The organism is Colwellia psychrerythraea (genome assembly GCF_000764185.1).
Classification (GTDB): Bacteria; Pseudomonadota; Gammaproteobacteria; order Enterobacterales; family Alteromonadaceae; genus Colwellia; species Colwellia psychrerythraea_B.
In genome coordinates, this window is the sequence record NZ_JQEC01000014.1 from 55,469 (window position 1) to 68,725 (window position 13,257).

Annotated in this window: 13 protein-coding genes; 5 read left to right on the forward strand and 8 right to left on the reverse strand. The window is 36.1% G+C overall.

Going from position 1 to position 13,257, the window contains the following annotated elements; all coding sequences use genetic code 11:
• Positions 1-151: 151 nt before the first annotated feature.
• Both gltS and GAB14E_RS15770 read right to left on the reverse strand, forming a co-directional pair.
• Entirely contained in the window at positions 152-1,363 is a 1,212-nt protein-coding gene (gltS, locus tag GAB14E_RS15775; protein WP_033081513.1) for a sodium/glutamate symporter, read from the reverse strand.
• Positions 1,364-1,496: 133 nt separating this feature from the next.
• On the reverse strand, positions 1,497-2,774 hold the full coding sequence (locus GAB14E_RS15770; RefSeq protein WP_081967744.1) for a type III PLP-dependent enzyme domain-containing protein: 1,278 nt from the start codon (positions 2,772-2,774) through the stop codon (positions 1,497-1,499).
• A 467-nt stretch (positions 2,775-3,241) separates the two neighbouring features.
• Between GAB14E_RS15770 and GAB14E_RS15765 the strand changes: the two genes are divergently transcribed.
• A complete protein-coding gene (locus tag GAB14E_RS15765) occupies positions 3,242-3,463 on the forward strand; it encodes a hypothetical protein (protein ID WP_033081514.1) in 222 nt (73 codons plus the stop codon).
• A gap of 103 nt (positions 3,464-3,566) precedes the next feature.
• Here the strand turns inward: GAB14E_RS15765 and GAB14E_RS15760 are convergent, their stop codons facing one another.
• The 4 genes from GAB14E_RS15760 to GAB14E_RS24740 form a co-directional block, all read right to left on the reverse strand.
• Positions 3,567-4,175, reverse strand: a complete 609-nt coding sequence (locus GAB14E_RS15760; RefSeq protein ID WP_033081515.1) for a LysE family translocator — start codon at positions 4,173-4,175, stop codon at positions 3,567-3,569.
• Positions 4,176-4,305: 130 nt separating this feature from the next.
• Positions 4,306-5,235 carry a LysR family transcriptional regulator gene (locus GAB14E_RS15755; RefSeq protein WP_033081516.1) on the reverse strand — a complete coding sequence of 310 codons (930 nt, stop codon included), beginning with the start codon at positions 5,233-5,235 and terminating at the stop codon, positions 4,306-4,308.
• Between the two features lie 68 nt (positions 5,236-5,303).
• Positions 5,304-5,735, reverse strand: coding sequence for a DoxX family protein (locus GAB14E_RS15750; RefSeq protein WP_033081517.1), 432 nt, complete (start codon positions 5,733-5,735; stop codon positions 5,304-5,306).
• A 119-nt stretch (positions 5,736-5,854) separates the two neighbouring features.
• Positions 5,855-6,022, reverse strand: a complete 168-nt coding sequence (locus GAB14E_RS24740; protein WP_156115683.1) for a hypothetical protein — start codon at positions 6,020-6,022, stop codon at positions 5,855-5,857.
• Positions 6,023-6,472: 450 nt separating this feature from the next.
• Here GAB14E_RS24740 and GAB14E_RS15745 point away from each other — a divergent pair, with 450 nt between their 5' ends.
• The 3 genes from GAB14E_RS15745 (at position 6,473) to GAB14E_RS15735 (ending at position 8,500) form a co-directional block, all read left to right on the forward strand.
• Positions 6,473-6,964 carry an SEL1-like repeat protein gene (locus GAB14E_RS15745; RefSeq protein WP_156115684.1) on the forward strand — a complete coding sequence of 164 codons (492 nt, stop codon included), beginning with the start codon at positions 6,473-6,475 and terminating at the stop codon, positions 6,962-6,964.
• 235 nt (positions 6,965-7,199) lie between these two features.
• On the forward strand, positions 7,200-8,270 hold the full coding sequence (locus GAB14E_RS15740) for a hypothetical protein (RefSeq protein WP_033081520.1): 1,071 nt from the start codon (positions 7,200-7,202) through the stop codon (positions 8,268-8,270).
• 2 nt (positions 8,271-8,272) lie between these two features.
• The gene (locus tag GAB14E_RS15735; RefSeq protein ID WP_033081521.1) at positions 8,273-8,500 is read left to right on the forward strand and encodes a DUF350 domain-containing protein; all 228 of its coding nucleotides are present in this window, start codon (positions 8,273-8,275) and stop codon (positions 8,498-8,500) included.
• A gap of 548 nt (positions 8,501-9,048) precedes the next feature.
• On the opposite strand, the gene GAB14E_RS15730 is transcribed toward GAB14E_RS15735, so the two are convergent.
• Positions 9,049-10,263 (reverse strand): multidrug effflux MFS transporter, encoded by a 1,215-nt coding sequence (locus tag GAB14E_RS15730; protein WP_033081522.1) that lies wholly within the window; start codon positions 10,261-10,263, stop codon positions 9,049-9,051.
• Positions 10,264-10,368: 105 nt separating this feature from the next.
• On the opposite strand from GAB14E_RS15730, the gene GAB14E_RS15725 reads away from it, so the two are divergent.
• Positions 10,369-11,229: a LysR family transcriptional regulator gene (locus GAB14E_RS15725; RefSeq protein WP_197061166.1), complete on the forward strand. Its 861-nt coding sequence runs from the start codon at positions 10,369-10,371 to the stop codon at positions 11,227-11,229.
• Positions 11,230-11,355: 126 nt separating this feature from the next.
• Here GAB14E_RS15725 and GAB14E_RS15720 read toward each other — a convergent pair whose 3' ends face one another.
• On the reverse strand, positions 11,356-13,107 hold the full coding sequence (locus GAB14E_RS15720) for an amidohydrolase (protein ID WP_081967745.1): 1,752 nt from the start codon (positions 13,105-13,107) through the stop codon (positions 11,356-11,358).
• Positions 13,108-13,257 lie beyond the last annotated feature (150 nt).

The following is a 13,257-nucleotide window of genomic DNA, read 5'->3' on the forward strand; positions in this document are numbered from 1 at the left end:
ATAAGTTGTCTTAGGTACACGCTTTATGTACACCTATAATGGACTCTTTGTTCTAAGGTATAACCTAAGGTTATAGGATAAACTTATCTAGATAAAGCTGATAAGGATATTATTTTATATTTTTCAACGAGCAGAATTAACATCAGTAAAATTAAGGTGTTACAAAAGGTAGGCTCAAATACAGTTGAATAACAAGCGCATTGGTAATATCTATAAAGAAAGCGCCAACTAGCGGCACCACTAAGAAAGCTTGTGGAGAGGGTCCGTGCCTTGCTACCAATGATTCCATATTGGCAACTGCGGTAGGTGTTGCACCTAAACCAAAGCCACAATGACCACCGGCGATAATGGCGGCATTATAATTTTTACCCATAACTCTAAAGGTAATAAAGTACGCAAACATCATTAACATAATGGTTTGCACTAAAATAATGAGGATCATCGGCAGGGCAAGGTTTGCTAATTCCCATACTTTTAATGACATCAGCGCCAAAGCCAAAAATATCGACAACGCCATGGTGCCCCATAAATCAATGCAAGCTCTACTAATGGTGTAGCGTTTAGATAACTCGGTTAAATTGGTTGCTAAGACACCAAATAAAAGTGGCATCAAAAAAGCAGGTAAAATGACATCATTACTTTTTAACTCTAAGTACACTACATGGCCAACCGTCATACATAGTAAAATAATGAACAAGGTTTCCATCATTTTTTTCGGGGTAACCAAATCATGATCTTCAGGGTTAAAGGTTATGGTATCATCAAGCTCTTCATGAAATTCATCTGCTTTAAGATTATAACGAGTAATGAGTCTTTTACTGACTGGACCGCCAACTAAGCCACCTAACACCAAACCCAATGTCGCTGCTGCCATTGCCAGTTCGAATACGCTGGAAGGCATGTTGTATTCACTAATGAATAAATCTGCATAAGTAGCGCCATTACCATGGCCGCCAGAAAGCGTAACTGAACCACCAATCAGGCCCATTAATGGGTCCATACCTGCACCAATGGCTAATGAAACACCTACCGCGTTTTGTACGAGTAAATATAAGGTTGCAACCCCTAGAAACAAGATAACTTTTGGGCCACCTTTAAGTAATAAAGAGTAACTTGCCCCTAAACCAACGGTAGTAAAAAACACCGTCATTAACGGGTTTTTAAAACTCATTTCAAAGTTAAAGTGAATATCAAAAAAGCTATGGGCGATGGCGGCTAATATTGAAAAGAGTATACCGCCAACAACGGGCTCTGGAATGTTATTGTTTCGTAAGAAAGCTACCTTGCTATTACAAAAATAACCTGAAAAAAGAATAATTAGCGCAACCACTAACGTTTCTAAAATGCCTATATTTATGTCCATGATTAAACTCACTTTATAGTTATGTGCCTACGCTAAGTCCGCTCAATAACTTATCGTTAACGAGTGACTTGCATTAGGCTGATTTAGTATGAGGATTTTTGCTGACGATGTGTTTTGCTAAAGTTAGAAGCACTTACATCTTGTTTAATACATCTTCTAGGGATTCTGGTTCACGTATGCACTTCATTGATAAGACATCATCAGCGCCGCTCACTGTATAAATAGCTACACGAGGTAAGCTATTGTAATCAAAGTGATTAGTGAAGTAGTAACCACCAGTATCATGTACCATGACATAATCGTTACTTTCTAATTTCGGTAACTGTTGATTACTACAAATCAAATCACCGGCAAAGCAGCAGGGGCCAGCAACATCTGTAGTAACTATTTCTGATGTTTGTGCATTTTTTTCTACGCCTTCAGAGGTAAAACCTGTAACTCTAATTGGCCATGATTTAGGTAAAAATGCTGTACGGGTAAGGATTTGTGCACCGGCATGGGTGGTGGCAATATGTCGACCACCCGAATTTTTAGTATATTCAACACGGGTAATAATAACACCATTTTTAGCAACAATAGCACGACCAAATTCAGTTTTTACTTGATACTTGCCAGTGAACAATAACGGTACTTCAGCTTTTAATAAGTCTGCATAATCTTTAAAGCTTGGTTTAATTACTTCCGAGCTAAAGTTAACCGGCAAACCGCCACCAATATCTAAGCGGGTTATTTGTTGATTACCAATCACAGCGTTTATTTCTTCAGCTAGTTCGGTGATAATATTGATGCCATGTGCCATTAAAGTTAATTCACAGCCTTGAGAGCCAGTGTGGGTATGAATACTGGTTAACCACGGACGTGCCTTATAAATCTCAATAAGGTCATTACGATTATCATTATCTACTAAAGCATAACCAAACTTTGAAGTGGCTGTCGCTGTACTTGTTGAACCTATTTTACCTGCACCAATTTGGGGATTAACGCGAAAGCCGATAACAGATTTACTGTTAGGAAACTCCTGCATTAGTGCATCAATACGTTCCAGCTCTTGTAAGTTATCAATATTAAGTGCGATGTCATTTGTTATACAGGTACGTAGATCCCGCAAGGTTTTTGCAGGCGAATCAAAGATAATGTTTTGCTCAGTAAAGCCAGCGGTGAGGGCGATTAATAGCTCTCCCGGGCTAGCAACTTCTGCACCCATACCATATTCACGTAGGGGCTCTAATACCTTAACTAAGGCGTTGGCTTTTACCGCAAAAGTATGAAAAAAGTTAGCCGGAAAAGCGTCATAAGCATCACTAACTGTTTTTTTCAAACCGTCTAAATCCATTACACCAATTGCCGTAGTATTTTGGTCGATAGCGCGTTCGTTGATAGCTGTTTTTATTATGTTTTGTTTTCTGTTCATATTGGTATCTTTTTGAATTAAGGAAATATGACACTGTTGGTATAACAGATGATTCTTTTCGATACATTTAAGATAATGTAACAATATGAAAATGGGTATTAGTTAATCTTTGTTAGGTGATAACTTAGGGTTATGTGTTCTTGCAGCCTTTGCTATCACTGCCTTTATGATGGAACAGTTAACTTGGCTAATATATTTTTCATTATAGGTTTTACGTTCTGTGCCGTAAGTTTCTATATATCACTCATCATTGTGTTTCTTTTCTCGAATATCATCGGATAGCTTCAATTGAATTGAAGCTATCCGATGACATCTTTTTATACCTATAGGATGATAACCATTAAATATTCTAATTAATTACCGTCAATTGTTTGCAAAATCAGCCACTGCTATTTTGTTAATTATCCATGCGCATGGGTAAATCCATTAAGACACAATTATAAAATACAAATTAATAGGATAAGTTGATGAAGTTACAACATAATGTACGAAATTTAACAACAGTGGTAGTTGCAAGTGTGACAAGCTTTTATAGTTTAGCTGCGGTAAAAGCTGACATGGTCATTCATAATGCAAAGGTTTATACAGTCGATTCGCAAGACTCTATAGCTCAAGCCATTGCGGTAAAAGGCAATAAAATAAATGACATTAGCATTAGTCTAGATATTAGCTTTAAGTTCTGTAATTGAACTTAAAGCTATATTTCCTTCAAAAGACTAAGAACGGTGTTCCTATTACAAGGTTGGGGCTACAGTATAACAAGTTTATTTTAGCTGCCATGAACTTAGCTATTTACATTAATATTCTTGCACTAATTGCTAATAAAATAACGCCTGTAATTTTGTCGACTATATGAACATTATTACGTAACTTTTCTAAGATATAGGACTGAGAGAAAAGCAGAGAAACCAAGCAATACCATATCGCATCGATACCTCCTACAGTCGATACCATAATGATTTGTTGTTCTAAGTTTGCATTAGCATCGATAAATTGGCTAAATAAAGCAATGAAAAACAGGGCTATTTTAGGGTTTAAAAACGCAATCATAAAGCCTTCCCAGGCACTTTGTATTAAAGTTACCGATATAGTTTCGTGGTTTAACTTACCTAACACCGATTTTGAAGTGAATGCCTTAAATGCAAGCCAAAGTAAAAAAGCGGCACCTGCATATTTAATGAGATTAAATAACCAAGGCGTTTCTTTAATAATAAGCGCCATGCCTAATACGGTTAATACCGCATAAAGCGCAATACCTGCTCCATGAAAGATACTGACAAAAAAACCATTCACTCGCCCACCAGATAAGGTATGTTTTAAAACAATAGCTAAACTTGGTCCTGGTGTCATTGCACCTAACAGGCAGATGGTGGCTAAAGACAGCCACGCTGATAAATCCATATACTTCTCACACTGATAAATTATGTTTGAATATTAACTTGCTTAAACTATAAATAAAAATCACATTACTTACTTTAAACTATTCCAAAAAGTCATAGTTCATGAGTATTAAGGATGAAATACTCATGAACTATTTCTTAAGAAGTTTCATTCCGTAGCTTATTGTTTTATTTAGGTGCGCTTTAAATAATTGGTAGCATAACTCTCTAAACCATTTATGTTCTGGGTCTAAGTTGTTTTTTGCATGCCACAAGATGTAATACTGATGGGGTTTAATATCTAACGGTAAAGGCTTAATTTCTAGGTCATGTAACTGTGAAAAATCAGCGGCAATGTGTAATGGTGTTGTTAAAATGGTATCTGTTTGCAGTAAAAGCTCTATCGCGGAGGTAAAAAAGGGCACGGAAGCAAAGACTTTTCTCTCTTTATTAAGTGCTGATAATGCTTCTTTAATTGGGCTATCTTTATCTCCACCGCCACTTATTACAATGTGTTGCGCATTTATATAATCTGAAATAGAAAATGAACCTGAGGCTTTAGGGTGGGATTTACGCATAACCATGACTAAATGGTCCTCAGCCATTTTTTTACCGTACAGGTTTTCTGGAATTGCATCCGCTATGGTAGAGACTAAATCTACAGGTCTTTGAGATAATTCATGTAACCAATTTTTTTGCCACAACTGGTATTCAATACTCACTTGTGGTGCACTTTTAACCATTTGAGCGCATATATCGGGTAATATAAATTGTGAAACATAATCACTTGAAGCTAATGTAAATCTACGTTGACATGATGCTATTTCTAATTCTTTAGGTAAATATAAATTATCTAAAGCTTGTATCAAACTCGGAAGTTGCTTTTTTAATGCTTCGCCCCTTTGGGTAAGGACAAAATAATTGGCTTCCCTTACTAAGATAGGATCATGAAAGGCATCACGTATTTGCGTTAATGTTTTACTCATCGCAGATTGTGTCACATTAAGCGCTTTTGCAGATTCCGTAAGATTACGAGTATGTAATAATGACAACAGTGCAGGTAACAACTTGTAGTTATTCAAAAGTAGCACCTTATTTTGTGGCGGTAAACCCAGCTAATCTTTTTCACGGTTAACTGGGATATATAAGATTACAGTTTTTTATAAATTATTTCATCAATAGAGTATTTTCCACCACCCTGAATTAATAAGCTTACAACTCCAGCTAAAAGTAGTAGTTGGAATTCGTAACCACCTTTACCAAACATGCCTGCATCTATATGTACAAAGTAAATGGCAACTAACATAACAATTACTAAACTACTTGCCGCAGCACGTGTAAAAAAACCCGTGATAAGCAATAAGCCACCTACAGTTTCAGCTAAACCAGCGGCAATAGCGAGTAAATAACTAGGCTCTAATCCCATACTACCTAGCCAACCAGCAAACCCGGCCGGGTTTCCTTCTGCGAATAATTTACCCCAACCATGACCAATAAATATAATGCCTAAAGTGAGCCTCAAAATAAACGGAGCAAGCGCATGGTTATTACTACAGAGTGATTTTTTTAAAATATTATTCATTATTCTACCTAAAGTTAAATATCCCTCATTATTCTATTTAATATTGGCTATGAATTGAAATACTTTTTAATACTTCTTTGTATGAAATAAATTCATGGCATTAGTGGCTATTCTTGTAGCTAAAGTAACGCTACTTGTTGTGTTGGAATAGATTGAATTAGTTTTATTGCTCTTAAGTTAATTCGCTTACTGATTTGTACTTCGGCGTTAGAACTAACTAATTGCAATAAATAACCTTTTGCAATGACATTATTCTTTGAGCTTTTATCGTAGATATATACATCCATACCTATGCTACTTTGTAGTCGGTTATAAAATAATTTAGGGTTTACTTCCTCCTCTAAACCTTCTGTCGGAAATGTATCTAAACAAGAGCATATTGTATTACCTAAAAGGCTAACTAAAGCGTTAAGTGTGATAGGACAAGATAATATTTTAACTAATAATTTCCATTTCTTTACTGCTGATGGTTCTTCATATGACGCAGTGCTATCTATGAGTAGTGGTCAAGTAGCGGCGTTAACTCTTGCCTTTTTTCTTTCATTGAATCGTAAATATGCACAGACTACATTTATACTAATAGATGATCCTACACAAAAAACAATGGGTAACATGGGGTTTCTAAGTTATTGTAATCTATGTCTTTATGTTTTACTATAACGCCCTTGTTAGGGCGTTAGGCATCAAGGATAGTCAGTGGAATATTGCAATATTAGAAACAATATATTTTTTTAGTTTTGATTTTACCTTTTATAGTTTCATCTTGTGCATCTCCAGAACTCATTAGGAAAACGACTTATTCATTAGAAGTCAAAGAATTCAATGGTATAAAACATTATAAAAACGGTAATTATGAAGAAGCATTTAATTTATTAAAAGAACCAGCAGCATGGGGATATAAAGGCTCACAATATGCAATTGCTTTTATGTTTCTAAAAGGACAATATCTTCAACAATCGACTTTATTAGGTATGGGATGGCTCGGAGTAGCAAAAGAAGCAAATGTTAAAGACTGGTCTAAACAATACGATGCTTTTTATTCTTCAGCTACCAAAGGGCAAAAATTGGAATTTGATAAAATAAAAGAAGTCTACATCAAGAAGTATGGCCTTATCGCACAAGATGTTACTTGCAGAAAATCACTTTCAGGAAAATCTAGAAGAGTTCGTATAGAATGTTATCATTATGAAGGGATTGGTGTCTTATATGATATTGATCTAGTTGAGTAATTTTGTTGCCTAACAAGAACTTCAAACGAAAAAAATACAGTTGGCTGTTTTCCGTTCAACATTTTAGCCAACAATTATTATCCCATTAACAAGGGCGTTAGGTGTAAATGGAATTATGCTAACACGTCACGAGTACACTAAAAGAGTTAAACAAAAAAGATAAGTCTTACTAGGTTTACCTCTTTAGGAGAAATACATTTCAGCAATCAAAATATTCTTTACTTTACTGCTTATATTGCTCGTTTTCGCTTTAAGTATTATTGGTAATAATTCATCAAACTTATCTAATATCCCAGATGAGTTTATTGATGATTTTAAACTATTAAATGCTGATTTATCTCAAAATAAATATAATGAGTCATTAATTAAATTAGAGGCTTTAATTAAGCAGAATGAAAAATTGAATCAGCAAACTTTAATATGGATGTATGAAACACAGGCACAAATACACACTGATCAATATCACTTTCATTTCGCTATAGACTCATTAAAAAAAGCAAAAATAATAAATCAACAAAATAGCAAATATCAACAAAAGATAATTCATCTAACAAATTTAATTGAAAAGAATCAAACAGAGCGAAAACTCCATAAAACTTATCGCGATGCACGTAATACAGGTATTGCTAAATCCCTAAAAAACAAAGTGACAATTGCTTATTTTTATCTTGATGATAATCGTTGGAGTAAGTGGTCAAATAAAGCCAGAATAACGAATTCTAATAATTTAAAACAAGTGCTTACTTGGTATAAACAACAAGCTAAAAATTATGACATTGATGGATTAACTTTTAATACACGTTATTTTTTTTTACGGAGCCCTAAAGGTCTTGGGAAAGAATGGATCAGAAAAAGAGAGTTTTTTGATTATGCGTCAAAATTATTAGCTAACCAATTGGGTTTTCGTTCTCTCCATGATTTTGTTGATAGTATGCGACGTGAAAATCCAGATGACGCAGTAGCAATTGTATTTCATAGTAATGCTCAAGCACGTTCGTTTGCTGCTTCTTGTCCTAAAACTACAAACAGTAATTGTAAATTTGAATACGTGATGTTAACTGAAAAAATGAATAATTCTGCAAGCAGTTGGGCAACAACACAAACACAGTCGCATGAAATACTTCACTTATTTGGGGCTGCTGATTTATATAACATTGAAGGTGCGAAGAACTATGCAGTAACAGATGTTATGAATTATTACAGTAAAGAATTGAGATATGCTTCTATTTCACCATTAACAGCTTGGTCAATAGGCTGGAATGAACTACCCAAAACCCCATTTGTTGTAAATAAAAAAAAGGATTAATAATGGAAATAACGTCAATAGAACAAAACACCATATTTATGCTAATTAACTTAGGTTACGCCGTGATCAGTTTATTTGTTAGTGTAATTGCATTGGTTATTATTGATAAAGTGATTTTTAAACAAATTGATTTTATTGAAGAAATCAAAAAAGGGAACATCGCAGTTGCAATTTTTCAATCAATGATTTTATTGTTTATCGGCATAGTTGTTTCTGCCGCGATGACATAGAATATCTGCCGAACTTAATATAAGCGAGTATAAATCAGAGGTTACTAACATTTATGCTCACTATATTGACTATCACGTACTAGAAATAGCTAATTTAAACCTTCGCCTTGTGATTACTTTGCTTGTGCCGAGTTAAAAAATTATTGCTATGGGTACTATGAAGAGTTTAAATTAAATAATTCGGGCAATTACGATTATAGTGAAATGGCTTGCATGGCGTAAATTACACCTAAGCCATTTAAGCAGGACTTTGAATAGTTAGCTAGGTTCCGCTTGCTTCACATTTTAGCCAATTATTAAAAGCGTGTTAATGGGGCACTAGGTGGATGATTAGATGATCTTCCCTCGATAAAACGGACACCGAACCTAACTAAATATGAGGTGTCTCATGCCCATTTACAACAATCCAAGACAAAGTTGGAATTATTCAAACGACTTCAAAGTCAACACTGTTCAACTGAGTTTTGTTGTTACCGAGGAATATCTATTTTAACAAGGTAAGTAGACCTTCATAGTGACGATCCTCACTTCCACAATACTTACTGAAATCATGCCAATATAGCTTTACTTTTGTTACGAAAAACCATGACTAATAAACAAATAGCGCCACACATAATCATAATACTAGCCAGAACAGTAACATTGATTATCGTCATTTGACTAACGGCAAAAGTTATTGCAAAACCGCAACCAAATCGAACAAAACCTGCTAGTGCAACCACCTTACCATATTGGTGCTTAACCCCTTGTAACAATAGGCTCATTGAGCTTGATAATACAATGGCAATGCCCATAGTCACAGTGCCCATAAGTCCCGAAAATAATACGATGGCAACAATCGATACATCAACGTTGATAAGTGCGGCAATAAATTCTGCAGCATCTCCCGACAACAACATAACTGTAGCTGCACCAATGATCACCAGATAACCCCACTTAAGCATGGTATCTGTGCTGTATTTATTCAAAGCTACGGATAACAACGAGTTTGCAACTATCATCCATACAGCATTAAACGCAAAAAGCAGTGAAAATTGATATTCTGTTAGTTGCCAATGGCCCATAAATATCACTGGAGAACTTGCGATAAAAGCGAATAATGCAACAAAAGCAGAGGCATTGACTACTATATAGGGAAAATAATTAACATTCGTCAACATCTGTAGATAACCCATATTATCAACCTGCTGAGTCGATCTTAAGTTTGTTTTGTTGGTTTCGGGTAATGAGCTCAATACCCAAACAAATAGCATGAAAGCATAAATAGCCAGAAAATAAAAAATACTCTGCCAGCCATAAAATTCATTTAACATAGCGCCTATAGGAGGGGCTACTAGCGGTGCTATCCCGATGGTGGCGGAAATGATGGCAATGGTTTTCGTCAGTTCGGTTTTATCATAAACATCTCGGCATATTGCAAACGAGCTGACTGCACCTGCACAGGCCCCCATACCGAGTAAAAATCGCCCCAGCATTAACATTTCTACCGATGTTGAATTTGCGCACAACAATGCAGCACATCCAAAAAGGCCAATCCCGACTAATAACACTTTTCGTCGGCCAAAGTTGTCTGACAGTGGTCCATAAACAAGTTGACCCAGTGCAAATGTGGCAAAGAACAGTGCCAAGGTGATTTGCACCATTGCCATGTTCGTATCCAACTCATCGGCAATAGCTGGCATGGCTGGCAAATAGATATCAGTCGATAAAGCGGCTAAACATCCCATGGCTACTAACATGAGTATCAAGTATTGTTTTTTCATTGGTTAAACTCTCAAGTAAATAATTATTTAGCTTAACCAGCTTGATACTAAAAATATAATTGATATTATCTTCCTTATGTATAAGTAAAATTTATGGATGGAAAAGTGAGTATTTCTATTGAACTACTGCGTAACTTTAAAGAAGTAGCACGATGCGGCAATATTTCTCAAGCAGCTAATCATGTAGGGCTAACACAACCGGCTTTAAGCTCATCAATACGGAAATTAGAACATCAGCTTAAGGCGGAACTATTTCATCGTTCTAAGAAGGGGGTATCGCTGACCAGAGCAGGGAATATATTACTTAACCAAAGCGATTCGCTATTAAGAAACTGGGAAAGGATAACGAGTGCTATTGCTTGTGATAATAGTCAAATAAGTGGCCGATATTCCATGGGCATTCACCCAGCATTGTCCACGGTTACTTTGCCCAAATTTTTACCCAAGCTGATGCAAGAACACCCACTACTGACCTTTACGTTTTTTCATGGCAGTTCACATTTGATCACCGAGAAAATAATTAATTATGAACTGGATTTTGGCATCATCATCAACCCTATCAATCATCCTAGGTTAAGTTATGACAAGTTGTTTGAGGATCAGGTGGCGTTTTATCAGTCAAAAGGCCCTGAAATCGATACCGACAAAGGCATTGTGGTTTATGATGCCAGAATGTATCAATGTGAGCGCTTAATGGAACAGGCTCAGAGCCAAAAGCTATTTACGGATAACCGAATATTACATGTTGATGAATTACATGTTATTGCTTCATTAGTTACGGCAGGTATTGGTTATGGCATTTTGCCGAAACTGGTGGCAGACAGTCACTATAGTGACTCAATTGAAGCGGTCAAAGGATCGCCAGTTTATCTTGACCGGTGTTATTTAGTGAGACGAAAACAGCAGCTAACGTCTGCTGCAGCTGAGCATATAATTGAAGCAATCATTAATGAATTTTGCAGGTAAAACAGATCAATACTGTATTTTCAGTCTGCCAAAATAAGAAAACCAATACAATTAGAAAAATTGCATTGGTTTAATTAAAAAAATTCATCAATTCGCGATGGTTAATTTCAGTATTAAGGTAGTGCGTTATCTTTGGTAAATCGTTTCTCCATCAAACACTGTCATAAATATTTTTGTTTGATTGATAGTATTTGGTGCAATATCAAATATGTTTCTATCTAATACAACAAAATCTGCTAATTTACCCACTTCAATGCTACCGACTTTGTCTTCTTGTCTCATAACGTAAGCGCTATTTAGGGTATAAGCTTTAATAGCTTTCGTTAAGCTTAGTTCTTGTGGTGCTCTAGTTACCGCATTTTGTAAACCTAGGAATGGGTTGAACGGGCTAACATTCCAATCACTGCTTAACGTTATTCTTGCTCCTGCGGCGTCTAAAGATTTAATTGGTACAGCGTTATCAGATCTTACCGCACCAATTAATTCATCATTTTCATGCCAATGTTCAGGGTTAGTAAAGTTGCCAGCAACTTGTGCATCAGCTGTAACATTTAATTGTGCAAACCGTGGAATATCTGCAGGGTCAATTATTTCTACATGGGTAATTCTATGACGGCCTTTGGTAGTTGCTGAATTTTCTACCGCATTAAGTGCTTCTCTAATGCCGCGATCCCCAATGGCATGCATGTGAAAGTCAAAACCTGCTGGCTCTAATGCGGTTATATATTGTTCAATACGCTGTTGAGAAAAGTAGTTCAGGCCCTTATTTTCAGGCAGTCCAATTAAGTCAATATTGTACTTAGCCAACATTGCTGACGTGGCGTTAATAATGATGCCATCAGAATATAACTTAATTTGATTAAATTTTAATAAACTGTCAGCGTCATTAGTGTATAGCGCTTTCAAACTGGCTAGTTGTGTAGCATCGTCAGCAGTTGGATATGCCCAAAGACCTACGGAAACACGGGCAGTTAAGGCATCATTTTTTTGTGCTTTAAGCCAGGTGGTGTGATCATCTCTTTTCCAAAAGCTTCTTGCATCACTTATTGAGGTAATGCCATGTTTAGCTAGCTCAGGTAAGGTATATTCAATTAATCCATCATAGTCATTTTTTAAGCTTTGGGTCGTGGGCGCCATTGCTATATCCATAACAATATTGCCAGCATTATCAATTAAAATACCGTTTAACTCTCCGGTATTCTCATCGCGTAAAATCCTACCACCTGTAGGGTGTGGTGTGTCTTTGGTAAAACCAGCTAAGGCGAGGGCGGCGGAATTTACCCACATAGAATGTGATGTTTGTTCCATAATGATAACAGGGCGATCAGATACGGCTTCATCAATAATTGCTAAGGGTGAACGGGCAGATTCAAGTAAAGTAAAAATTGAATGGCCGTAACCTATTAACCAACCAGTGCCTGGATTTGCTTGTGATGCACTTTTGATGCTTTGGATAAAGTTTTCAGGGTTTGTCTCTTCAACACTGATAGCAAACTGGGTATTTTCTGAAGCCGATTCAATAGGGTGCATGTGAACATCATGAAAACCTGGCATCAACATTTTTCCAGATAAGTCGGTCACTTTAGTGGAAGAGTCCACATAAGCTTGAACGTCATCATTACTACCGACAAAAATAATTTTATTATCTTTTATCGCGACCGCATCAGCCCATTCTTGTTGATCGTTTACCGTATAAACTTTACCATTCTTAAATATTTGTGTTGCTATATCTGTCGTTGGAGTCGTTGGAGTCGTTGGATCAGTTGTTTTTGGCGGTGTAGTGGTATTATCAGTATTTGAGCTACCACAACCCCCAAGTAGTAAACTTGAAAGCATCAAGGTTATGATTGACGCTCTATTTTTATTTAAGTTTTTCATCTAGGTATTCCCCACAATAATTGTAATTCATTTTCTATTAATCACTTTAATCGATGTTAGGTAACCAAAAGGTAACGGGACAAGCATTGCCATGTGTTAATCTTAGACTCTACAGTGCTCATTAACACTCAGCTAAACTAAGACGAGCAC

Bases quoted from the DNA above. Each gene is read 5' to 3' on its own strand.
- gltS (WP_033081513.1), bottom strand. From the start codon at position 1,363: ATGGACATAAATATAGGCATTTTAGAAACGTTAGTGGTTGCGCTAATT.
- GAB14E_RS15770 (WP_081967744.1), bottom strand. From the start codon at position 2,774: ATGAACAGAAAACAAAACATAATAAAAACAGCTATCAACGAACGCGCT.
- GAB14E_RS15765 (WP_033081514.1), top strand. From the start codon at position 3,242: ATGAAGTTACAACATAATGTACGAAATTTAACAACAGTGGTAGTTGCA.
- GAB14E_RS15760 (WP_033081515.1), bottom strand. From the start codon at position 4,175: ATGGATTTATCAGCGTGGCTGTCTTTAGCCACCATCTGCCTGTTAGGT.
- GAB14E_RS15750 (WP_033081517.1), bottom strand. From the start codon at position 5,735: ATGAATAATATTTTAAAAAAATCACTCTGTAGTAATAACCATGCGCTT.
- GAB14E_RS24740 (WP_156115683.1), bottom strand. From the start codon at position 6,022: ATGGATGTATATATCTACGATAAAAGCTCAAAGAATAATGTCATTGCA.
- GAB14E_RS15735 (WP_033081521.1), top strand. From the start codon at position 8,273: ATGGAAATAACGTCAATAGAACAAAACACCATATTTATGCTAATTAAC.
- GAB14E_RS15730 (WP_033081522.1), bottom strand. From the start codon at position 10,263: ATGAAAAAACAATACTTGATACTCATGTTAGTAGCCATGGGATGTTTA.
- GAB14E_RS15720 (WP_081967745.1), bottom strand. From the start codon at position 13,107: ATGAAAAACTTAAATAAAAATAGAGCGTCAATCATAACCTTGATGCTT.